Source organism: Georgenia sp. G2120 (genome assembly GCF_055326485.1).
In genome coordinates this window covers 1-20,587 of record NZ_JBUZNL010000001.1, presented here as the reverse complement: position 1 = coordinate 20,587, position 20,587 = coordinate 1, and the positions used below count along the sequence as shown (strand labels likewise).

Sequence of the window (20,587 nt, the reverse complement as noted above, 5' to 3'; positions counted from 1 at the left end):
TCAGCTCCCCGGCCAGACCGGACGCGGGGCGGGTGGCGCGTCCTCGTTCGGCGCCGGCGGCGGAGCGGGAGCAGGTTCCGGCGTGGCCGGTGCGTGGTCGTGCCGGGAGCTCAGGTCAGCGGGCGGCAGGCCGAACGCGGTGCGCAGGTGCTGCTCGAGGATCTCGTCGGGGTGGATCGCGCCGGAGTCGAGCAGCTGCTTGACGGCGTCCGCGGTCGCCGGGTGTCGGGCGCCGATCTCGTCGAACACCAGCCGCGGCGCGGGCTCGTCCTCGCCCCAATTCAGGTCGACCAGGTCCTCGATGACGTGCTGGTTCGTCACGTCCTGGATCTCCATGGCGACGGTCTGCAGCGACAGGGTGAAGAAGTCCGCGAAGGTCGCGCCGAGCGCCCAGGAACCGGTCTGGGTGCCGAGGTTGAGGAAGTGCGCGAGCACGGACCGGGCGATCTGCTCGTCGTAGTACCGGACCCACGCCTCGGCGTCGGGCAGCGTCCCGGTGACACCCATGAGCTTCGTGTCGGACCCGTGAGGGGCGGAGATCCCCGACCGGGCGCCGGCCCGCAGCCCGGTGACCATCTTCTGACCGTCCTTGCGGTACTGCTCCTCGAGGATCCGCCGCTCGTCGAGCGCCATGTGGTCCGGTGTCGGAGGTGCCGTGTACGTCGGGATGCCCATCCCGTTGCGCTCGACGGTCTCCACACCGACCCGGAGCAGACGGTCCTTGAGCAGCCACGCCTTGTAGGCCGAACGCAGCAGCGAGATGCCCAACCAGTTCCCGCCCTCGCGCTCCGAGACGTGCGCGACGAGACGATCGACGGGGATGCGCGGGGACATCCCGCCACCGAGCGATCCGTGCTGCTCGATCGCGACGAGCCCGCCGTCGGCGGCGACGTCGATCTTCGAAATCGTCTTCGGCGGCCGCCACCCGAGCTTCCGCAGCCGGGCCATGCCAGCCTCGTCGATCCGGTAGGTCTGCTCGAAGAACGAGTGCCCGAACACGAGCTTGAGCAGCGCGAGCCGCAGGTGATCCGACCACGAGAACCGGTCCCGCGTGCGGAGCACCTGCCGGTTCTCCTGCCCCTTGATCGGCAGGCCCAAGTCGTCGGCCACGAGCTCCACGACCTCGTCGCGAACACCAGTCGGGTCGATGCTCCACGGCGTCCGGCGGATCGGCAGCGTCACCGCGCGCAGCACGGAAATGACCTGCGAGTCGTGCGTGCGCATCCGGTCGAAGATCCCGACCGAGTTAGGCCACCGGAGCTCCGGGGTCTGCTCCTCGTCGATTCCCTCCCAGAACGCTGAGGACGACGCCTGGAACCCGAGCTCGGTCGTGGGTGCCTGCTCAGCGGCCATCGGTGCCTCCCGTCATGTCAGAACCCGACGGTCATCGGGTCGAAGTCGTCGTCCTGGTCATCGGGCGCGAGGTCGATGACCTCGGGAGGCGAAGCCGGCGGGGCCGTCACGGGCTGGTACTGGCCGAGCAGCCACAGCGCGCCGGTGAAGGCCACCAGCGGGGCCGCGTCGACGGGCGAGCGAGCGCGGTCGATCATCGCCGCGTCGCCCAGGGTGCGGAGCACCGTGGCGCCGGCTGCGGTGTCCAGCGGCGCCTGTGGGTTGTGACGGACCTGCCCGTCCCGCACGGCGTCGAACGTGACGCCCCACGCGCCCGACAAGTCCGACCCGGACCACTCCTCGACCGGCACCAGGAAGTCCGGGTCCGCGCCGAGACGTCGCATGTGCTGCGAGACCGGGGCCCCACGCCACTGCCCCGTCACCGCCAGGATCCGCGAGCGCCGGCGATCGTCCATCAGCCAGTCCCGCGTCCACTCGACGCCGAACCGGCCGGCGACGATCTCGACCTGCGCGAGCCCGTCCGCCCGGCGGCCGGCAAACGCGATGTACGTCTGCTCGCGGTCGTGGCTCGTGTCCACACAGGCGACAACGTCGCCGACGATCCGGTCGGCGGGCTCGAGGACGAGCACGCCGTCGGGGCCCTCGACGGGCTCGTTCGTCGTGGCCTCCCACGTGCCCGGCTGGAAAGGGCCGGCCGTGAGCCCCTCGGACCACTGGCACAGCACCTCGGTGCGGAACACGTCCTCGGTGTCGGTCGCGCAGTCACCGGCGATCGTGCGCAGCCGGATGCGGTAGCCCAACGCCGGGTTCGCCTGCGCCCACCCGTCCCGGTCCCACTTGTCGCAGCCCGGCGGGGCAGACCACTCGAAGATCGCGAGGTCATCGCCACTGAGCGACTGCAGCTCCGCGAGCGCCTCGGCGTCGGCAGCATCGTCGAGGTCGTCCGCGTCGTCACCGAGCAGCTCGTCGACGGATGGGGCGGTGCCGAGCAGCGACGGCTCGTCGGCGCCGAGCCCGTCAGGGTCCCCGAGGGCGAGATGCCCGATCTTGCGGAAGTGCCGCAGCACCACCGAAGTCACGTCGCCAGCGTTGGACAGGCCGAGAATGAGGCGATCGTCCTGAGCGTTCGTGGTCTTGGTGATCGCGCCCCAGGCCATCCAGTTCTGGTGCTCGCGCAGCTCGTCGAGCAGCACGAGGTTCCCGGACAGGCCGCGACCGGCCTTCCGGTTCGCGGCCTTGACCTTGTACTTCGTCCGGTTCGTCAGAACCAGCGCCTTCTTGCCGTTCGTCTTCACGACGTGGTGGATCAAGCCGTTGAGCCCGTCGGGGTCGTCGTCCTCAAGGAGCTCGACGGCGCCCTCCCAGAGCCCCTCTGCGACGTCGAGGTCCTGCGCGGTGCCGAGCACGAGCGGCCACTCGCGCACGAGCATGAACCACAGCGACAGCACCTGCGCGAGCGTGGACTTACCGTTCTGCCGGCCCACGAGGACCACGACCTTCGCGAACCGGGGCCGCCCGTCCGATCCGAGCTCGAGCAGATGCACGAGCAGCCACCGCTGCCAGGGCATCAGGTCCACGCCAAGCACCTGATCTGCGAAGTCGATGACCCGGTACCCCCAGGTGCGGGCCTCGGTCTCGGGCGATCGGGGCTCAAGCGGCGCGAGCGGCGGGGTGAACACCCGGGGCTCGGTGCGCCCCTTGAGCACCGCCGTCACGACGCCGACTTCCCACCCTGCATGACGGCGAGCGCCGCGCGGCGCGGGTTCATGCCGGGCTCGCTCTTGGACTGGCCGGCGTTCTGCCGGGCGGCCGGGGTCGCGAGCATTTCGCGGAGGATGTTGACCAGGTGCGGCATGAGGTACAGCGCGCGGGTGGCCTCGGCGCCTTCGCCGAGAGCCGTCGCCGCGTCGATCCGGTCGGCGATCTTCTGGCCCGCGGCCACGAGAGCGGCATCGACCTTCTCGTCGAGCTGCTTGGACGCCTCCACCGTGGCGTCCAGCGCCTGGCGTAGCGCGTGCTCGTTGTCGGCTGGGTCGGCGCGCAGTCGCATCCGCAGCTCGGTCAGCTTGATGACCCGGTCGAACGCGTCCTTGTCGCCGCGCACGGCCTTGACCCACATCGCGGCGTGCAGCGTGTCCAGCCGCTGCAGCTCGAGCTCACGGACCTCGGCCGGCGTCGCCGCAGCGTCGGAGGACGCCAGGGCCCGCAGGTACGCCTTCCGTGCGGCCGACGCGTTCGCGTACCCGGTCTTCGCGGCGATCGCCGCGAACGTCATCCCACCCTTGCGCAAGGTGAGCACGTCGGCCTGCTTCTTGCGGACCTCCTCAGCGGTGGGACGGGTCATGACGAGGCCCCCTCCCTTGCGAAGTCCACCACCTCGCCGGTGGAGCGCCGGACCGGCAGCACGCCGGTGTGGGCCTGGAAGCGGCGGCAGATCACGTCAACGAACCGCGGGTCGAGCTCCACGAGCGCAGCCCGGGAACGGTGCGCGTGCGCCGCGATCAGCGTCGACCCCGAGCCACCGAACAGGTCGAGCACGAGGCCACCCGGCGGGCACGAGTTGCGGAGCATCCGCAGCACGAGCTCGACGGGCTTCATCGTCGGATGGTCGGCGTTCCGGGGCGGCTTGGGGACCTCGAACACCGTCGACTGCTTGTTGTCCCCGTGCCACGCAGGACCACCGCGGCCGAGCCGCCCCGAGCCCCCCCCCTGTGAAGCCGTACAGCACGGGCTCGTGCCCGACCGTGTCGTCGGCCGCGTCCTCACCGGCGTCGGCGGCCGGTACGGCCCCCTCGAGGACGGGCTCGTGCTTGTAGTGGTAGTCCGAGCGGCCCATCACGATCGTGTTCTTCACCCACACGAGGTTCTGCCGCACGAGCAGCCCCGCCTCGAGCATCGCCGTCTCGAAGGCGACCCGCTCGGTGTCGGCGTGCGCGACGTAGACCGGCGCCCCCGGCCGCGCGACGGCGGCGAGCGTCCGGAACGCTCCGAGCAGCAGGTCCGGCAGGCCGGCCGCGCCGTCGTTCATGATCGTCAGCGCGTCCTTCGTCTTCCCGACGTACTCCACCCCGTAGGGAGGGTCCGTCCACACGCAGTCCGGCACCAGGCCGGCGAGCGCCTCCCGCACGGCCTCGGTGTCGGTGGAGTCCGCGCACGCCACGAGCGAGGGGCCCAGGTCCCAGACGTCGCCTGGCCTCGTGATCGGGTCGGGCGCGAGGCCGGGAACGTCGTCGGGGTCGGTCAGCTGCACGGGCTCGTCGTCGCCGAGCAGCGCGATCAGCGCGGCCTCGTCGTAGCCGGTACCGACGTCAGGGTCCTCGAGGGACCGCAGGATCTCGGTCAGGGCGTCCTCGTCGTAGCCGGCGAGGTCGTTGGTCCGGTTGTCGACGAGCACGATGCGTGCCGCGGTGTCGTCGTCGACGTCGACCCACGACACGGCCACGTGCGTCCAGCCGAGCTTCTTCGCGGCCTGCAGCGTGTGGTTGCCGGCGAGCACGACGTTGCCGCGACGATTGACGACGATCGGCCGGTACTGGCCGTGCACCTGCAGGGACTCGGTGATCGCGGCCAGGTTGCCGCGGCGCGGGTTGCGGTCGTAGGGCCGCAGGTCCCGGACCGGCACCGCGAGCTCGGACAGCGAGTCGGGGATGCCGGTGTAGGTCGCCATGGTCAGACCAGGCCGCCCGGCGGACGGAACTCCGCGCCCCACGCCCGGACCTGGGCCTGCGCCGCGCGCTCGACCTCGATCGCCGGGTGTGGGATCGGGTGCCCCTTCGGGTCCGCGATCACCATGCCCTCGTCAGCGATCCGGCGACCGGCCGCACGCATGCGCGCGACCTGCCCGCAGTACGCCTCGAGCGAGGGCCCGATGATCGTGGTGGCCTCGTCACCCCAGGCGGACACGACCTCGTCCCACACCTGCTTCACGTCGGCCGGCACGTGTTCGGGCGCTTCGGTCACAGCTTCACGGCTCCCATCGTCAACGGCCCGGCGATCTCGATTCCGAGGTCGGGCTGCACGGTGTCCAGCCCGTGCAGGCCGGGCATGCGGCGGTCCTGGGTCGCACCCGACGGCAGCTCGGCGAACAGCTTGTCGACGATGCCGTTCACGAATGCGCAGGCGTCGACGTCCTCGATCATGGAGAACTGCTCGGAGCGCATGTTCTGGTTGAGGTTCATCGACGACTGGATCAGGACGTTCCACTCGTCGTTGACGAGCGTCGCGAACTTGGCGTGAGTCCGGGTCGTGCGCACCGCGTCATCACCAAACAGCGAGCTCAGCTCCGTGCCAGTGGCCTGGCCACGCTTCGACCCATCGGACGAGTCCACGAGCACCCGCACCGAGCGGAACACGCCGGCCTCGACGAGCCGGCTCAGCTTCTCCGCATCCCACAGCCCGACCGTCCACGTCGAGATCGCCAGATCGCACGGGCCCGTGATCTCCGCGGCGGCTTCGATCAGGTCGAGCTGAGAGAACTGCCCGAACGTCAACGCGAACGCGATATCCATGTCGCGGCCGAAGCCGGCGATCGTAGAGCGCGCGTTCGCGACCTTCGACAGCCGCGAGCGCCGGCGGGACTTCGGACGGAGTACGGCCTCACCGGTCCCGAGCTCGGTGCCGCACTCGAAGCACTTGTGGGGCTCGGCGGCACGGCGAATGGTCGGCACAGGGAAATCGAGAGTGGAATTCACGGGAATGCTCCGTCCTTGGGGTGTCCCGATAACTCTAACTCGTGTCCCGGCCCTTTCCCGCGGCGTCGCAACGCATTTCGAGGAATGTGTCCCGAATATGCGGAATGGGGGGGTGCCCCGACTTGACAATGACCGGGGGAGGGGGTTCCGAGGGGGGAGAGGCCGGTCGCGGCGCCCAGGGACCGGGAAGACGCGGCCTGGATTTTCTGGCGCCCCCTCACCCCTCCCCGTGACCTTCACCACTGGTCGGACGTGACCCCGAGCCCGACGCCACCGAGCACCGCCGGCCACCCCGGAAAGGGCTGCACCCCGTCATTCCGATCGAATTGCTCGAACCATCTCGGAATTGCCGCGCGCGTATTCGCCACATCATGTCGATCACGAATTGCGACCCGACGCATTAGGGCGGCGCGGTCGGCCATCACGAGGAAGACGTGCGTCGCGCCGACGAGCTGAGCAGCCTTCGCCCGGGCCGACGACGTCGCACCCGCACGGATCACCACCGCGCGCACCCGGCGCCGCTGCCCGAGCTCGGCCAGCGCCCGACGGAAGTCACCCTCCCCCGACCACTGCACATCGTCCCGGTCGAAGACCTCGAGCCCGGACGCCCTGGCCAGGGTCGTCTTCCCAGCTCCGGGGGGCCCGGCCAGCACGACCACCAGACGACCCGGGGAGCTCACCTGCCACCCCCGGGGACCTCGTCGACCCGGACGGGGACACCCCACCCGAGGACCTCCACGGCCACGACCTCCCCCGGCACCCCGGGATCAGGCGGAGCCGGCCGGTGACTAGCCCGGCCAGCACCACCCGGGACCTCTCCTCGGGACCCATCCCGGGCACCCCCGGGGACCTTGCCCCGGTACCCCCCGGGGGCAACCAGCCGGGGCCCCGGGGAGACACCCCGGGGGCTGCCGCTACAGCCCCCGGGGCTCTCCTCCCCCGCACCCCAGCGGAGTCTCACCATTGCTCGGACACCACCCCGAGCCCCACGACCTCGCCGTCGCTAGCCGACTTGTTGCAGCTCAGGTGCGCGGGAGACCAGTTCGACGGCTCCCACCGCAGATGCGGATGCGAGATCTGAGGCTTCACGTGCTGCACCGAGCACGAGTCCGGGTGCGGGTACTCGAGCGAGTAGTCGATCGGCTGCTCGCAGATCACGCACGGGGCGCCGGCAGCACGGCCGGCAGCCTTCACCCGACGGAGGGCATCAGCTCGACGCCGGCCCGACCACGGCGGATTGTGGAACCCCGCGTCAACCACGACGCATCCCACATCTAGAGACACTTGTGCCCGGGCACCATGTAACACCACGAATCGTCCCGCGTCGACAAGCGCTAGCCATCACGGCGTGTCGTGCTCGATCTGCTCGCCGTAGATTGTCCCTGCCGTAATCCCCTCGGCATGAATCGTCGAGACGTCAGCGTGCGCCCAGAAGTGCTCCCACGCCGCGGCGCTCACCTCCGGATCGGGATGCAGCAGTGCGGCCGCGTACTCAGCCGGCGTCAGTGCCTCCTCGCTCAACTCGGCACCTCTCGGATCGTGCAAGGCCCGACGAGAGTGACGTCGTGCGCATCGCACCACCCTCGGTCGGACCGATACCGCACGCCGATGAGCGTGACCGTCCGACGATCGATTCTCGGCTTGACGTTGAGCTCGGCGATGCCGTCGCTGATTTCATAGTCCGTCGACGTGGCCGACCACCACGCATAGGTCACGCCGCCATGGTCGACGACGTACCGACCGAGATCCGAATCCTGCACGGGAATGCTCACGATCGATCCTTTCGATTGAAGACGGCAGCCGCGGCGATCGTCCCGACCAACCACACGATGACAGCCGTGACCGCGACCCGGCCGTAGATCCCCCACGACACCGCATCCCAGATCGCGGCCACCAACCCCCCGAGGAGGGCCAGGCCGGCGATCGCGGTCACCACCCACATCGCCCGGTCGTAGTTGCTGGAGCTCATAGCGTCATCCTCCACTCATCTCGGCAACGTGCACTAGCACGCACCCACTCACGATCGATCACCGGCACCTCGCTCCGCCTCCTCCATCGCCCGACCCACAGCACCCGGCGAGACCACCGCCGCGATATCCCCGAGCCGATACACCGCCGACCCGTCACGCCGACCACGCTCCGGAATCCGACGCATGTACGGCCGGCGCCCGGTGTCGGTCCTCATCGCCCGCGCCCGGTCCCGCGAGATCGCCATCCGCACCGTGGCCTCCGACAGATGCGGGAAGCACTTCCGCGCCTCGACCTCGGTCACGAGCGTGTCCGGCTGCTCCACCGGCGCCGTCGACAGCCGCTCGAGCGCCGCCAGCCGGAACGACGCATCGGTGTACTCCCGACCACACACCTCGCACGACACCTCGTCCCCGAGCCCCTCCTGCTCCCACCGGCGCACCAGCGGGCCACCGCAGTCCAGACACCTCGGCCCGAGCCGCAGCGGCGTCAACGGGTCCAGAGCACGAGCCCGCGACCGCAGCTGCCGCACCTCCTCCCGGTACACCCACCAGCTCGAGGCCGACGGCGTCGACGCCGCCCAGACCAGCCGGCCCCGCAGGAAGTCGATCCCATCGCCCGACGAGCCGGCGAGGTCGAGCGCTTCCCGCCACGACGACACCCACCCCTCGAGCACCGACTCAAGGCCCGCCCGCGTCTGCTGCCCAGCCACCGACCGATAGTCGTCATCCGTGACCAGGTCCAGCCCGAACGGCAGCCGCACCGGATCGGCCGCCCCACGGGACCGACCCATGTCGTAGGCGATCGCCCGCACCGGTGTCCGCTCCCCGTTGCGGTCCCACGGCACCCGCGACAGATGCACCCGCAGCTCGTCGAGGACCCGCTCCTCACCGCGCAGACACGACTCGCAGATCAGCACCGCCGAGCCCGTCGCCCGACCCCGATCACCATCGAAGCCCGGCCGAACCACGCATGTCCGGCACGCAGCAGACTCCACCCCGCACGCTGCGCACCCCCAGCCATCACCGGCAGGCACCCACTCATGCGCCGAGCACACGACCCCGGTCACTGCTCACCACCCCCAGCAGCAGAGCGGCCACGACCCCGAGCACCACGACGACGCCTGCGCCTACCCCCCGCAGGTGGCGGCTCCCCGTCCAGGCCCGTCCCGTCCCGAGCCCGACCCGGACCCGACCCGGACCCGGCCAGGCCAGACCCGTCCAGACCCGTTCCCGTCCCGTCCCGACCCGTCCCGAGGAATCTAGACTCCGGAGGGCTCGAGTCCTCCACTAGTGGGCGGACTCCCACCGGACTCGGGGCCGTCCCCGAGTCCGAGCTCACCGCGGGCGCAGGGTCCGCGCTGCCGGTCGGCGCTGCAGAGCGCTCCTCGTGCCCAGCGGGCACGGGCGCTGCTTCTGCGCTGCTCGACGGCGCTGCATGACGCTGCTCGTAAGCGCGCACCGCGTGATGGAAGCCATGACGGTTCAGGTACTTCATCGTCGAGGGCGAGTAGTAGAGCTCGTCGGGCGACGGCGGCGGCTTGAGGTCGTGCTCGTCCCACGCCGGGTTGGCCTGGCGCGAGGTGTTGCACGTGTCGCAGGCGACGACGAGCGTCTCCACTGTTGCCGCGTGGCCGGGCACCACATGGTCCAGGTGCGCCGACCTTCCAGTCCGTGGCCCCGACCAGTAGACCGAGATCAGGCAGTACCGGCACCGGTCCCCATCTCTGGCCCGCACGGGTCCACCGAGCCGCGGGTTGGAGTTGTCGCGCTTGCGCTGCCGATCCCACTCGAGCTCCTCGCGAGACCGCATGTGCAGGAACTCCGGGTCCTCGACGATTCGATACCCGGCCGAACCGCCATCGGCGCCAACCTCAACCATCAGGCCGGCGGCGATCGCGAGCCCGAGCAGGTCGCGCGTCCGCGCCCCGCCGAACATCGCGACCTCGCCGACGTTGACCGTGTAGTCGCCCTCATGTGCAGCGGCCTGCGTAGCGCACCGGAACACGAACCCGGCGAGCTCGTTCACCGTGCGCTCATCCGCGCCAGGAAGCCCGGCAGCGGCGAGCAGCTTCGGGAACATGCCAGCCTTGTCGCTGGTCTTCAACCACCCCATGCGGTCCAGCCCGTCCTCTCGTCGTTGTCAGCCCTTGAAGCACCGGCAATTGCCAGTCCTGGGGTCCGGCCATGCGTCACACGACGGGCATCGCTCACTCTCCGCGAGCGCCCGCCGGTCATCGGTCCTGGTCGTCATCTCGTGTCACCTCCTCGGGGTGGTCTCGGAGCTCGTGATCCCGGGCGAGGCTCGGGACCGGGAAGTAGCGGCGTGGCCGGCAGTACCGGCACGCCCACGGGTCACCCACCTCGACCCACATAGCGGGTGCCAGCGACCCGGGTCTCGAGGAACTCTCGGAACGACCGGTCGTCGATCCGGTCCTGCGCCGATGTGCGGGGCTGCCGAGAAAGCCAGTCGACCTGCCAGTCCGTGAGCTCGAAACCGCCGATTCGGCGAACCGCAGCCGCCACTCGTGCCGCGGTCGTGCGCTCACGGCGGTCCGCGCGGTGGCGGCGGTCCCTGCTGCGGCTCACGACTGATCCCCATCCGCGATGTCCTCGAGTCGACGCAGGTCGGGCATCAGCCATCCGTCGAGGATCTGCAGGCGGACAGGGCGGTCCTGGGCGCGCTGCCACCACCAGTACGGGGTCGGCCGGACGATCCCTCGGTCGAGGGCCTGCGAGTAGTCGCAGTCGCGCAGGTCGATGCCCGAGTCCCGGCACCGCTGCGAGTGCAGGACGTAGACGACCTGCTCGGCCGACACCGCACGGCCGATGTGCGCCTGCCGGTGCCGGCGAGCGCCCACGATCCGCTCGATGTCTTCGGCGGGTACGAGGTCAGCCACGGGGCGCCGCCTTGGCGTCCGGCATAAACCCACGCACGTAGGCGCAGCCGTCGGCCGCCACCTCATAGACCCGGGCGTAGCCGTCGGCCGAGACGGTCACGAACCGTTCGCCGACCTCATACACCGTCAACTGCTCCGCCACGGTCACCACCCCCATGCCCATGCGGCCGGTCGAACGATGAGCCCGACCACCGCGACCAGAGCCGCGAGCGCCCCGACGGCCAAGACGACGACGATGAGAGCGCCGATTGCCCGGCCGACCCGGCGGGCGCGTGTCGATCGTGAGTTGGTGCCGAGACGAGCCGGCCGCTTCGGTGCACGCTCGATCACAGCCCTGCCCCTCTGCGCGTGAAGTGGACCTCGGTGGGGAGCAGGTCGATCTCGACCTCGCCGTCGTCGGTCTCACGGATGCCGTCGCGCTGCACGAGCACGGGCGTCCCGCAGAGCTGGACCGACTTCCCGGATGGGGCGACGTCGACGAAGCCCGGCGGGACCGTGAGCGTCACGACCGTCACCGGCGCGTGCGTAGTGTCGTCAATCGGGCCGAACACGACGCGCCGGCACCGCACGAGCACCCCGTCGACACGGACCTCGACGGTCTTGTGCGCCAGCTCGGACCCGGGATAGTCGAGCAGCTCGATCACATTCCGCGGCCAGCTCCGGCTGCCCATCGCGGCGGCGCTCACGACCGCCACCCCCATGTCGATGCGCTCGAGGTCATCGACGTGGACCTGGTAAGGGAAGGGACCGTCACTGGTACGCACCCAAGCCACCCGACCAACGACCTGCTCCACCGTTCCTTTCTTGCCCACGAACGCCGGCATGCTGGGCATCGCGGTAATCCGCACGCGGTCGCCCACCTTGAGCGGCCGTTCCTCAGGCAGGTCCGGGGCGAGCACCTGCGACGCGATGCCGGCCATCGCGTCGAGCACGTCGTCGGACACGATGCCGTCGACGTTCGGCCCGCCGGCGGACTCGCGCCACGCATGACGGATGCGGTCAGCCGGCGTGGCCAGCGTCGTCGAATCGATGGTCTCGTCAGGTCCCATGTCAGATCTCCTTCTCGGTGGTGTCGGGCATCGGGTCGAGCCGGAACTCGAGCAGGTAGAGGGTCGAGGTCGTGCGGTTGCGAGACGCGAGCTCGGGCAGCGGGCCACGCACCCACGCGTGGGAGTCGTCCGGCCACACGCCGGCATCCACGAACCCATCGACGATCGGCTTCCACGTCGGCTGCAAGTTGTCCGGGTCCCGCAGGCGCCCGCCCCTCGGCCGGTGGATCGTGAGCATCAGCAGCGACGGCGGCTGATCCCGAAGACCGCTCTGCCGGGCGGCGAGCGCCCCCAACTGCCGGATCCAGCCGGTCCGTCGGTTCTTGTCGGACCAGTGGGGGCGGTGGTTCGAAGTCAGCACCCACGCGGTAGGGACCTCGACGGTGATCGTCGGCCGGGCCCTCATAACTTCGCCCCGAATTCGATCGTCGTCTGGCCGGCCGCAACGGCGGCTTCGTGGCGCGCCCTCGCCCGGGTCTCGGCGTGATGGTCGCGGTCGTGGTGCAGGTGGCAGCCCTGGCACATGGCCCTGACGTGATCCCGACACTCCGGTGTGTGGCAGAGGTGGGCGACGGTGAGCACCACCCGCGACCCGGTGCCGTAGGCGGGACGGTCGTGCTCGTTGGGGCAGCGGCCCTCGTGGGTGCCGCGACCGCATTCGCCCTCGCATTCACAGCGTCCGGCGGCACGGCCGAAGCGGATGGACACGGAGAACACGGGCCAGTCGTCTCCGTATCGGTGCCGGTTCTCCGGCCGGATCGGGCTCATGCGTCCTCCAGCAGGTCAAGCATGGACGGGGTTCCGAGGTCGTCGGCGGTCACCGCGAGGTGGGCGCGGACGGCGCCGACGACGGGGTCCATGAGCGCCCGGTAGGTGTGGCGGTCATGGTCGGTGAGGTCCTCCCACTGCCAGGGCTGCCCGTCGCCACGCAGTCGGCCGTGGTCGAGGCGCGTCGCCTGGCCGCGGTCGAACCACGCCTTGGCGGCGACGTCGAGCATGTCGTCGGCGGTCATGCGATCGCCCGGTCTCGGGCGTCGTGAAGGATCGAGATCGTGGTCTGCCAGGCGGCCAGACGCTCGGCCCAGCCGGGCCGGTCGTGGTCACCCTCGATCCACGACGGGTGCCAGCCCTCCGGGTCGGGCCACAGCTCGAACGGCCGACCCCGGTCACGCCAGGCGTCGACAGCGGTCAGCGACTCCGACCACGCCCGGACCTGCTCGATGCGCTCGTCGCCGGCAGTGAGCGTGTCGAGCTCGGGCCAGGTCACCATCCCGGTGGGCCGCGAGTACCAACCGCCCCACGTGGCCACGTCCTCGAAGTAGAACCCGTCCTTGCGGACCGAGTACGCCCACCGCCCAGACTTCCCGATCTTGATCTCGCCCCGGTCCGGCCGGCGGGTACCGATCAGGACCTCGAGCGCATCCGGGTGGACGTCGGCAAGACACGCCAGCGCGTCCCGATGCCGGCGCTGCTCGTCGGCGAGGATCTCGCCGAACAGGTCCAGCTGCAGAGTGCTCATGCCCGCTCACCGCCGTCCGGGAACGCCTGCCGGGCGCACTGCCCGAACCGGCGGGGCCACGGGCCCGAGTGGCCGTGCCCGGCACGGCCGACACGGCGCATCGCAGCGACGTCGCCCTCGCCCCGGCAGTAGCGGCAGCACGCCGGCCGCTCGTACTCGGCGCCCGCGGCGCGGTCGACAGGGTCGGTGGGCAGGTGCAGCTCACCGGTGAACGGGTCGTACCAGCGGGCGGGCCAGCCGCCCTTGTCGCCGTCACGGGGAGCGTCGTCGGTGCGCGTCATGTGGGTCAGCGCGTCGAGAAGGTCCGTCATGCCGACACCTCCGCGGCCTGCCGGCGCAGCTGGCGCCGTTCCCATGGGGTCATGCCGCCCCGGATTCCGAACCGGTCCACCGCCGGCGGAGAAGCCAGCGCGTCCCGCAGGCACGCCTCCACCACCGGGCACTCCTGGCAGATCGCGAGCGCGAGCGCCTGGCCGGACGCGTCGCCCCCGTCCGGGAAGAACACCTCCGGGTCGGCGTCGCTGCACGCAGCTCGGGTCCGCCAGTCGGAGTCGGCCGGCATCGGGCGGGGCGTCGGGGCGCTCATGCGAGCACCAGCCACGGGTCGTCGACGAGGACGTCGAGCGCGGCGAACTGGCACCGCACCCGGGCCCGACCGGATCGACTCAGCGACAGCTCGGAGCAGTCCAGGCACATCAGCACGAGCTCGGCGCCGTGCCGGACCTCGACCGTGACCCGCAGCTCGCGGCAGAACGTGCACATCGTCATCACCCGGCACCTACCCCGTGACCCCGGAGGCGGCGAGCAGGTCGTCGTCCTCCCGATCGGCCGTCAGGTGGTGGTCGGCAGAGACGGGCTGGACGTCGCTCTCCTCGACGTGGAGCGCACCCTGGTGGGCCACGGCCGTGAACCGGCCGCCCACGGAGGCGAGCAGCTGTCCGAGCACGGGCACGAGCCGCACCCGGGTGCCCCAGCAGGCAGCCGACTTCGTCAGTACCGACAGCGCGTCCGTGTGCGCGTACAGGTCACCGCCGGCGTCCTCGCCGTAGAAGGCCGCCGCGACGACCTCACGCAGGTTGCCCCGCACGTCCGGATACACATCCTTGCCCTTCACCACATGCGTCGGCTCGGCCAGCGGGACCACGACCTCACGCGACCAGAACAGGGTGTCGACCTCAGCGACCCGCAGCCGGCGAGCGCCCCCGTCGACGTGGGCGGGCGGGTCGAAGACGCTGAGCTCGACAGGCGCCTTGTCCCACGCGGCGGCCATGTCCTTGCCCGGCGGGCGGCGCAGGACGCCGAGCACGACCTTGACCTCGGCGACGCCGAGGTCGAAGGTGTCGAGCTCGCCATCGAGGTGGTCGAGGACGTCGACGCTGGACATCGCCTCGACGGCGAAGTCCGTGGTCCATGCGTACAGGTACTTCTCGTCGGGCTGGAACCGGATGCGTCCGAGGTCGGGGGTGTCGTCGGTGGCGCGGCCGGCGAGCGGCTGCAGGGAGGTGAGCAGCGCGCGGAGCTGGCCGCGCGGCACGGTGAACCGGGTCATCGCAGCCACCTCCGCACGAGGTGCACGAGACCGGACGCCCCGGCGATCACGACGCCCACGGCGACGAGGCCGACGAGCTCGGCGCGCGCGGACCGGCGGGTGGGCTCGACGGGCACCGGCGCCTCGAAGTGCAGGTGCGGGCCCTCGGCGATGAGCTCGTTCACGCCCTTCAGGGCCACGTGTGAGAGCACGGGCCGAGGGACGCCGAGGCTGCACCGCCGGCACCCGCCCCTGGCACGCGCACCGAGCTCCCGCTCCGCTTCCTCGAGCCCGGGGTGCACGCTCCACGCCCCGCAGAAGGTGCACCTCACGGTGACCGCACCCGTGGAGAACGTCAGCTCGAAGGCGTCCCGGAACCCATCGAGGTCCGAGCCTGCAGGTGGTGTCTTCATCGCCTACTCCTCCTCGCGGGACTCGCCCGCCGCGTAGTCACGGCCGCTCGGAACACCCGGCGGCAGATGCGCCGCGCGCGCGGTGCACAGGTAGTTGTGGTGGTGGTGTCGGGTCTCGTCCCGGGAATCAAACGGCCGTCCCGACGTGATCGACCGAGCGAGCCCGTCGAGCCGACTCACCGCGTACTGCGCCGACGAGTCGTCCTCAGCCGCCGGCATCGCCTCGAGCTCGATCCGCGACCGGCGAGCACCAGGGCCCGCGGTCGTCAGGTCCGGCATGAACATCACGCGCAGCACGAGGCGGCCGCAGGCGTTCTCGCAGGGCTCGGCCCGGCGGGCGAGCGTCGTGGTCATCCCTGCCGCCCTCAGGGTCCGCAGGTCGTCGGCGGTCACCACAGCGGCACGTCCTCAGCGTCGGGTCCGATGACCGGAGATGGCGAAGGCGCGGACGGGTCGGCGGGCTGTGCGTGGCCGCCGCTGATCAGGCCAGCGCGGGTGCGGCGGTAGACGCGGACCGTGGCCTGGTGCGCGCTCGCGCCGGTCGACTTCTCCCGGACCTCGATCACGCCACCGAACGGATCCTGCATGACCACCGGCTCGAGCAGGCCGGCCCTCACTGCCGCCACGAACAGTCCACCCCGCATCGAGGCGGGGATCTCGGCCTCGTCGAGCTCGTCGCGTAGCCGGTTCACCGACACCCGCGTCCCGGGCGAGACCTCGGAGACCAGCCGCATGAACCGTGCCCGCTCCTCGGCCCGGCCAGCGACCGACCGCTCCTGGCCCTCGACCTTCGCCGCCGCGGCGGCCAGCACGTCGCCGCTCACCGCAGCAGCTCCGAGACCGCATCCACGACCGCCGCACGCGAGTCGACCGCCTCGTCGTCGACGTCACCCACCTCGAGCCACGCACCGGCCATCCCATCAAGACCGGTCGCGTTCCCCTCGTCCCACGCCTCACCGACCGCACCGACCACGCCAGGCGCGACGGCCTCGAGCGTCACGGCCGCGATGTGTCGGACCAGGTCCTCCGGCTCGTCGAACACCACCCGTGCGCACCGGCACCGGACACGGCCCTGCCAGTGGTCGAAGCCGCTCGTCTCCGGCCCATGCTCGAGCACCACCCGCGACACCGCACCCCCGGCCATCACGACACCACCCGCAGCCCACGACGACGCCCCGACGGCCCCGACGGCCCCGACGGCAGACCCTCGGCCAGCCCGGCCGCCAAGCGGTCGCGAGCGGCCTGCACGCGCTCGGCCTCACGCCACGCGGCCACGACAGCCGCCATCGCGTCCTCGAGCGACGCCGCCGTGCCCGACGGGTACTCACCCGCGTGCAGCATTGTCAGCGCCTCCCACGCCCACGGACCGTCGTCGCCGGAGCGGGTCGCGGTACCGATCAGGACCCACACCGTGGAGCGCTCACCGCGGATCGGGACCAGCACGTCCCGCTCGAGCGCGGACACCCACCTCGCTGCCGCGTCCGCCCACCGGGCTCCCCCGAGAATCACCGTCACGACGACGCCTCCTCGACCTCGTCGTCGTCCTGCCCGAGCTCGACAACGAGCGCCTCGCTGACCTCGTGGACCACGTCGACTCCGAGCGCACCGAGGTGCACGGAAAGGTCCCGCAGCAGCGGGAGCAGCACCGTGATGGACTCCGCTCCGGCGGGCACGCGGATCGCGATCCCGACGTCCATCCCGAGTACGTCGCGGACGTAGAGGTCCCCGTCCTCGGAGTCGAACGACAGCAGGTAGCCCGGCTCGATCTCGATCACCGTGTGCGGCATCACCGCCGGCCCCCACTCCGCCGGCCGTACCGCACCGACGCGACCACCGCGCAGGCGAACGGCACGACGATGAACAGCAGCACGAGGACGAGCGCGACCGCGCGGTCCGGGCTCACCGTGGCGCTCCGAACAGCAGAACGCCGGCGAGCGTGATCGCTGCGAGGCACAGCAGCCCCCACCCGATCCAGGGTCCGTCGTCGTCGTGGCGGCTCACGCTGGCACCGCCTCGAGCTCGATCGCCGGCAGGCCCGCGGCCGACGCGACCGCACGCAGCGACACGCCCGCACGGAACGCCCGCTCGAGCACCCGCTTCATCGCGAGCTCCGCCCGGTAGACCTCCATGAAGTGCACGGGGGACGTCGTCCTGGCACGCACCCGGTACCAGTAGTCGGCCGCGGCGGCGACGTCGGCCACCAGCCGGCGGCGATGAAGTTCGATCTCGAAGTCAGTCACGGATACCCTCGTCTCGGTTGGTGCCCCCGCCGGGCTTGGACGGTCAGTGGCGGGGGCGCTGCTCTGTCAGCGGTCAGAGATCCCGGGACGGCGAGCGCCCCGGAGTGGTTCAGGTGTCGGCGGGGTCGTCGACGTCGAGCAGGTCCAGACCGCGCATGGCGGCGCGGTACGCGAGCGAAGTAGCGGAGCGGCTCATCGGCCGGTCGACCGGGTAGCCGAGCCGGAGCGCGCTCCCGAGCAGCTGGTCAGCCTCGCGAAGCAGGTTCTGCGCGGCCTGGAGGTTCTTGCGGCGAGCCGTCGCAGCGACCTCGGCCTTGAACTCGGAACCCATCACGCACCCGCCTTCGCGGGCTGGTCAGCGAGTGCCGCGGGCGGGTTGAAGTCGACGAACATCGCGACGGGCACGTTCCAGTGCTCCGCGAGCAGGTGGAGTTCGTCGACCTTCCAGGCGCTTCGGCCACCGATTCGGTCCCGGATCGTTCGGGTGGAGACGCCGACGACTTCGGCCAGCTCGGCGCTGGTGGCGAGGCGTCGGGCCGCTTCGGCGCGGACCTCGGCTGCCACCGCAGCATCGTGGTTGCTCATGCGTTCTAGGTTCTGCCTTTTTGGCAACCCTGTCAAACGACACGCCCGACGTTTCGCGAGCACCCTTGCCGACCTAGCGCTTTTCTTGCCGTTTCGGTAGACTTAGCAGCATGACAGCACAGCTCGCGCACTCATTCAGCGCTGACGACTTCGTGAATCTCGTCGCCGCGAACGTCCGCGCAGAAGCCGCGCGCCGCGGCCTCACGCAGAGCGACCTCGCGCGCCGACTCGGGTGGTCGACCTCGACCGTCAGCCGGCGCTGGACCGGCGCGCGTCAGTGGCAGCTCGAGGACCTCGAGATCGTCGCCTCGGTGCTCGGCACCACGCCATGGGCGCTGTGCATGCCGGGCCCAGACACAGGAAATGCCCCGGCCGCATACGCGGCCGGGGCACCTGCGCGCCCGAAGGGACTCGAACCCCCAACCTTCTGATCCGTAGTCAGATGCTCTATCCATTGAGCTACGGGCGCACGCCTCGAGGGCAGGGACCAGGTTACAACGGCCCCGACCCCCTGGCCTCCCCCACCTGCGTGAGTGTGCTCACGGGCGGGCGAGGGAGGCCGGGGGCCACGGAGCTACATCGCGATGCCGAGGACCCACTGGCCCAGCGTCATCACCGTGAGGGTGATGAGGGCGATGCCGATGATGTTGAGCCAGAGCCCCGCCTTCACCATCTCCGAGATCTTGATGTACCCCGAGCCGTACGCGATGGCGTTCGGCGGGGTGGCGACCGGCAGCATGAACGCGCAGGTGGCGGCGAGCGCCACCGGGACCATGAGCAGCATGACGTCGACGTCCATACCGGTGGCGACGCCGCCCATGATCGGCAGGAACGCGGCGGCGGTGGCGGTGTTCGAGGTCATCTCGGTGAGGAAGATGACCAGGGCCGTCACGGCGGCGACGATGAGGATCACCGGGGCACCCGCCAGCCCGCCGGCGGCCTCGCCGATCCAGTCCGACAGGCCGGTGGCGGTGAACATCGCGGACAGGGACAGGCCGCCGCCGAACAGGAGCAGGACGTCCCACGGGACCTCCTTCGCGGTGTCCCAGTCGAGCAGCTGCACGCCCTTGTTGACGTCGGCCGGGACGATGAACAGCACGAGCGCGAGGATCATGGCGATGACCTCGTCGGAGAAGTTCGACTCCTCCCAGATGAGCGGCACCGTGACCCACGCCAGGGCGACACCGACGAAGATGATGAGCGTGAGGATCTCCTGCCGGGACATCGGGCCGAGCTTGCGGTACTCCTCCTGGATGACCCCACGCCCGCCGGGGATCTCCTTCATCTCCGGCTTGTAGAAGACGTTGACGAGCAGCCACCAGCAGATGAGCGTGAACACGATCGCGAGCGGGGTGGCGAACAGCATCCACGTGCCGAAGTTGAGGTTGATGTCGTAGTTGTCGGCGAGGTTGGCGCGCAGCAGGGCGTTGGGCGGCGTGCCGATGAGCGTGGACAGGCTCATGATCGACGACGAGTAGGCGATGCCGAGCATGAGCGCCGTGCCGAAGTTCGACCGCTTGGTGTCGTCGCCCCGCAGCGTGCCGACGAGCGCGAGGACGGACAGGCCGATCGGCAGCATCATCACGGCGGTGGCGGTGTTCGACACCCACATCGTGAGGAACCCGGTGGCGACCATGAAGCCGAGCACCAGCTGCTTGGGCTTGGTGCCGACGGCGAGGACCACCGCGAGCGCGATGCGGCGGTGGAGGTTCCAGCGCTGCATGGTCAGGGCGAGGAAGAACCCGCCGAGGAAGAGGAAGATCGTGCCCGAGGCGTACGGCGAGGCGGCGTCGGAGACTCCGACGACGCCGAGTCCGGGGAACGCGACGAGCGGCACGAGCGCCGTGGCCGCGAGCGGGATGGCCTCCGTCATCCACCACACGCCCATGAGCACGGCGATCGCCGCGGTGAGAGCGATGTGGTGGCCGGACGCCTCGATCTCCTTGCCGGCCAGGCTCTCGACGAGCTCCGGCGAGAGGTCCTTGGGGAAGATGAAGTAGATGATGACGGCGAGGACCACGCCGAGCGTGAGCCCGATCCAGCGCCTGTTGCGGGTCCTCGGGTCGGCGGGGAGGTCGTCGAGACCTGCCGCGCGCGACGTGCTCTCCTTGATCTCGGGGGTCGACATCGACTGCTCCTTGCGTCGTCGCAGGCGGCAGTCGGTGGGAACCGTCCCCCACCACGCCCCGCTGCGTGGTTCCGGTTACGGCGCAACGTATCAGCGGTCACATCCGATGTCGCGCACATGAGCACGTCGGGACAGCGGTGGGGGGGGGGGGGGGGGGGGGGGGAGGGGGGGGGGGGGGGGGGGAGGGGGGGGAGGGGGGGGGGGGGGGAAGAGG

General features: G+C 70.8%; 35 protein-coding genes and 1 tRNA gene. 1 reads left to right on the top strand and 35 read right to left on the bottom strand.

Annotated elements, in window-relative coordinates; translation table 11 throughout:
- The 33 genes from ACZLMO_RS00180 to ACZLMO_RS00020 form a co-directional block, all read right to left on the bottom strand.
- Entirely contained in the window at positions 1-1,353 is a 1,353-nt protein-coding gene (locus tag ACZLMO_RS00180) for a phage portal protein family protein (protein ID WP_463652519.1), read from the bottom strand.
- Positions 1,354-1,370: 17 nt separating this feature from the next.
- Positions 1,371-3,068, bottom strand: a complete 1,698-nt coding sequence (locus ACZLMO_RS00175; RefSeq protein WP_463652518.1) for a hypothetical protein — start codon at positions 3,066-3,068, stop codon at positions 1,371-1,373.
- Complete coding sequence (locus tag ACZLMO_RS00170) at positions 3,065-3,697, bottom strand: terminase small subunit (protein WP_463652517.1); 633 nt, start codon at positions 3,695-3,697, stop codon at positions 3,065-3,067. Before ACZLMO_RS00170 ends, ACZLMO_RS00175 begins: the two co-directional genes overlap by 4 nt.
- A complete protein-coding gene (locus ACZLMO_RS00165) occupies positions 3,694-3,951 on the bottom strand; it encodes a DNA methyltransferase (protein WP_463652516.1) in 258 nt (85 codons plus the stop codon). The genes ACZLMO_RS00170 and ACZLMO_RS00165 overlap by 4 nt, the downstream gene beginning before the upstream one ends.
- A gap of 1,071 nt (positions 3,952-5,022) precedes the next feature.
- Complete coding sequence (locus ACZLMO_RS00160) at positions 5,023-5,313, bottom strand: P27 family phage terminase small subunit (RefSeq protein WP_463652515.1); 291 nt, start codon at positions 5,311-5,313, stop codon at positions 5,023-5,025.
- The gene (locus tag ACZLMO_RS00155) at positions 5,310-6,044 is read right to left on the bottom strand and encodes a hypothetical protein (protein ID WP_463652514.1); all 735 of its coding nucleotides are present in this window, start codon (positions 6,042-6,044) and stop codon (positions 5,310-5,312) included. Before ACZLMO_RS00155 ends, ACZLMO_RS00160 begins: the two co-directional genes overlap by 4 nt.
- Positions 6,045-6,280: 236 nt before the next feature.
- Positions 6,281-6,703, bottom strand: coding sequence for an ATP-binding cassette domain-containing protein (locus ACZLMO_RS00150; RefSeq protein ID WP_463652513.1), 423 nt, complete (start codon positions 6,701-6,703; stop codon positions 6,281-6,283).
- Positions 6,704-7,001: 298 nt separating this feature from the next.
- Positions 7,002-7,238: an HNH endonuclease gene (locus ACZLMO_RS00145; protein WP_463652512.1), complete on the bottom strand. Its 237-nt coding sequence runs from the start codon at positions 7,236-7,238 to the stop codon at positions 7,002-7,004.
- 147 nt (positions 7,239-7,385) lie between these two features.
- Positions 7,386-7,565: a hypothetical protein gene (locus tag ACZLMO_RS00140; protein WP_463652511.1), complete on the bottom strand. Its 180-nt coding sequence runs from the start codon at positions 7,563-7,565 to the stop codon at positions 7,386-7,388.
- On the bottom strand, positions 7,562-7,816 hold the full coding sequence (locus tag ACZLMO_RS00135; protein ID WP_463652510.1) for a hypothetical protein: 255 nt from the start codon (positions 7,814-7,816) through the stop codon (positions 7,562-7,564). Before ACZLMO_RS00135 ends, ACZLMO_RS00140 begins: the two co-directional genes overlap by 4 nt.
- Positions 7,813-8,013, bottom strand: a complete 201-nt coding sequence (locus ACZLMO_RS00130) for a hypothetical protein (RefSeq protein WP_463652509.1) — start codon at positions 8,011-8,013, stop codon at positions 7,813-7,815. Before ACZLMO_RS00130 ends, ACZLMO_RS00135 begins: the two co-directional genes overlap by 4 nt.
- A 48-nt stretch (positions 8,014-8,061) precedes the next feature.
- The gene (locus ACZLMO_RS00125) at positions 8,062-8,931 is read right to left on the bottom strand and encodes a hypothetical protein (RefSeq protein ID WP_463652508.1); all 870 of its coding nucleotides are present in this window, start codon (positions 8,929-8,931) and stop codon (positions 8,062-8,064) included.
- A 146-nt stretch (positions 8,932-9,077) separates the two neighbouring features.
- On the bottom strand, positions 9,078-10,094 hold the full coding sequence (locus ACZLMO_RS00120) for an HNH endonuclease (protein ID WP_463652507.1): 1,017 nt from the start codon (positions 10,092-10,094) through the stop codon (positions 9,078-9,080).
- 502 nt (positions 10,095-10,596) lie between these two features.
- Entirely contained in the window at positions 10,597-10,911 is a 315-nt protein-coding gene (locus ACZLMO_RS00115) for a hypothetical protein (protein ID WP_463652506.1), read from the bottom strand.
- Positions 10,904-11,053, bottom strand: coding sequence for a hypothetical protein (locus tag ACZLMO_RS00110; protein WP_463652505.1), 150 nt, complete (start codon positions 11,051-11,053; stop codon positions 10,904-10,906). Before ACZLMO_RS00110 ends, ACZLMO_RS00115 begins: the two co-directional genes overlap by 8 nt.
- A 184-nt stretch (positions 11,054-11,237) precedes the next feature.
- On the bottom strand, positions 11,238-11,960 hold the full coding sequence (locus ACZLMO_RS00105) for a hypothetical protein (protein WP_463652504.1): 723 nt from the start codon (positions 11,958-11,960) through the stop codon (positions 11,238-11,240).
- 1 nt (position 11,961) lies between these two features.
- Positions 11,962-12,366: a RusA family crossover junction endodeoxyribonuclease gene (locus ACZLMO_RS00100; RefSeq protein ID WP_463652503.1), complete on the bottom strand. Its 405-nt coding sequence runs from the start codon at positions 12,364-12,366 to the stop codon at positions 11,962-11,964.
- On the bottom strand, positions 12,363-12,728 hold the full coding sequence (locus tag ACZLMO_RS00095) for a hypothetical protein (RefSeq protein ID WP_463652502.1): 366 nt from the start codon (positions 12,726-12,728) through the stop codon (positions 12,363-12,365). Before ACZLMO_RS00095 ends, ACZLMO_RS00100 begins: the two co-directional genes overlap by 4 nt.
- On the bottom strand, positions 12,725-12,973 hold the full coding sequence (locus ACZLMO_RS00090) for a hypothetical protein (protein ID WP_463652501.1): 249 nt from the start codon (positions 12,971-12,973) through the stop codon (positions 12,725-12,727). The genes ACZLMO_RS00095 and ACZLMO_RS00090 overlap by 4 nt, the downstream gene beginning before the upstream one ends.
- Positions 12,970-13,479 carry a hypothetical protein gene (locus tag ACZLMO_RS00085; RefSeq protein ID WP_463652500.1) on the bottom strand — a complete coding sequence of 170 codons (510 nt, stop codon included), beginning with the start codon at positions 13,477-13,479 and terminating at the stop codon, positions 12,970-12,972. Before ACZLMO_RS00085 ends, ACZLMO_RS00090 begins: the two co-directional genes overlap by 4 nt.
- The gene (locus ACZLMO_RS00080) at positions 13,476-13,790 is read right to left on the bottom strand and encodes a hypothetical protein (RefSeq protein ID WP_463652499.1); all 315 of its coding nucleotides are present in this window, start codon (positions 13,788-13,790) and stop codon (positions 13,476-13,478) included. The genes ACZLMO_RS00085 and ACZLMO_RS00080 overlap by 4 nt, the downstream gene beginning before the upstream one ends.
- Complete coding sequence (locus tag ACZLMO_RS00075) at positions 13,787-14,065, bottom strand: WhiB family transcriptional regulator (protein ID WP_463652498.1); 279 nt, start codon at positions 14,063-14,065, stop codon at positions 13,787-13,789. The genes ACZLMO_RS00080 and ACZLMO_RS00075 overlap by 4 nt, the downstream gene beginning before the upstream one ends.
- Entirely contained in the window at positions 14,062-14,247 is a 186-nt protein-coding gene (locus ACZLMO_RS00070; protein ID WP_463652497.1) for a hypothetical protein, read from the bottom strand. The genes ACZLMO_RS00075 and ACZLMO_RS00070 overlap by 4 nt, the downstream gene beginning before the upstream one ends.
- Positions 14,248-14,257: 10 nt before the next feature.
- On the bottom strand, positions 14,258-15,028 hold the full coding sequence (locus ACZLMO_RS00065) for a hypothetical protein (RefSeq protein WP_463652496.1): 771 nt from the start codon (positions 15,026-15,028) through the stop codon (positions 14,258-14,260).
- The gene (locus ACZLMO_RS00060) at positions 15,025-15,420 is read right to left on the bottom strand and encodes a hypothetical protein (protein WP_463652495.1); all 396 of its coding nucleotides are present in this window, start codon (positions 15,418-15,420) and stop codon (positions 15,025-15,027) included. Before ACZLMO_RS00060 ends, ACZLMO_RS00065 begins: the two co-directional genes overlap by 4 nt.
- Before the next feature lie 3 nt (positions 15,421-15,423).
- Positions 15,424-15,813 carry a hypothetical protein gene (locus ACZLMO_RS00055; RefSeq protein WP_463652494.1) on the bottom strand — a complete coding sequence of 130 codons (390 nt, stop codon included), beginning with the start codon at positions 15,811-15,813 and terminating at the stop codon, positions 15,424-15,426.
- On the bottom strand, positions 15,810-16,244 hold the full coding sequence (locus tag ACZLMO_RS00050) for a hypothetical protein (protein WP_463652493.1): 435 nt from the start codon (positions 16,242-16,244) through the stop codon (positions 15,810-15,812). The genes ACZLMO_RS00055 and ACZLMO_RS00050 overlap by 4 nt, the downstream gene beginning before the upstream one ends.
- The gene (locus ACZLMO_RS00045) at positions 16,241-16,564 is read right to left on the bottom strand and encodes a hypothetical protein (protein WP_463652492.1); all 324 of its coding nucleotides are present in this window, start codon (positions 16,562-16,564) and stop codon (positions 16,241-16,243) included. The genes ACZLMO_RS00050 and ACZLMO_RS00045 overlap by 4 nt, the downstream gene beginning before the upstream one ends.
- Positions 16,564-16,935, bottom strand: coding sequence for a hypothetical protein (locus tag ACZLMO_RS00040; RefSeq protein ID WP_463652491.1), 372 nt, complete (start codon positions 16,933-16,935; stop codon positions 16,564-16,566). The genes ACZLMO_RS00045 and ACZLMO_RS00040 overlap by 1 nt, the downstream gene beginning before the upstream one ends.
- Positions 16,932-17,210: a hypothetical protein gene (locus ACZLMO_RS00035; protein ID WP_463652490.1), complete on the bottom strand. Its 279-nt coding sequence runs from the start codon at positions 17,208-17,210 to the stop codon at positions 16,932-16,934. The genes ACZLMO_RS00040 and ACZLMO_RS00035 overlap by 4 nt, the downstream gene beginning before the upstream one ends.
- Positions 17,211-17,417: 207 nt before the next feature.
- A complete protein-coding gene (locus ACZLMO_RS00030; RefSeq protein WP_463652489.1) occupies positions 17,418-17,660 on the bottom strand; it encodes a hypothetical protein in 243 nt (80 codons plus the stop codon).
- A gap of 109 nt (positions 17,661-17,769) precedes the next feature.
- Positions 17,770-17,994: a hypothetical protein gene (locus ACZLMO_RS00025; RefSeq protein WP_463652488.1), complete on the bottom strand. Its 225-nt coding sequence runs from the start codon at positions 17,992-17,994 to the stop codon at positions 17,770-17,772.
- Entirely contained in the window at positions 17,991-18,224 is a 234-nt protein-coding gene (locus tag ACZLMO_RS00020; protein ID WP_463652487.1) for a MerR family transcriptional regulator, read from the bottom strand. The genes ACZLMO_RS00025 and ACZLMO_RS00020 overlap by 4 nt, the downstream gene beginning before the upstream one ends.
- Positions 18,225-18,355: 131 nt before the next feature.
- On the opposite strand from ACZLMO_RS00020, the gene ACZLMO_RS00015 reads away from it, so the two are divergent.
- Positions 18,356-18,676 carry a helix-turn-helix domain-containing protein gene (locus ACZLMO_RS00015; RefSeq protein WP_463652486.1) on the top strand — a complete coding sequence of 107 codons (321 nt, stop codon included), beginning with the start codon at positions 18,356-18,358 and terminating at the stop codon, positions 18,674-18,676.
- On the opposite strand, the gene ACZLMO_RS00010 is transcribed toward ACZLMO_RS00015, so the two are convergent.
- Both ACZLMO_RS00010 and ACZLMO_RS00005 read right to left on the bottom strand, forming a co-directional pair.
- A tRNA-Arg gene (locus tag ACZLMO_RS00010) sits at positions 18,642-18,714 on the bottom strand. The genes ACZLMO_RS00015 and ACZLMO_RS00010 overlap by 35 nt on opposite strands.
- A gap of 105 nt (positions 18,715-18,819) precedes the next feature.
- Positions 18,820-20,373, bottom strand: a complete 1,554-nt coding sequence (locus tag ACZLMO_RS00005) for an SLC13 family permease (RefSeq protein ID WP_463652485.1) — start codon at positions 20,371-20,373, stop codon at positions 18,820-18,822.
- Positions 20,374-20,587: the final 214 nt, after the last annotated feature.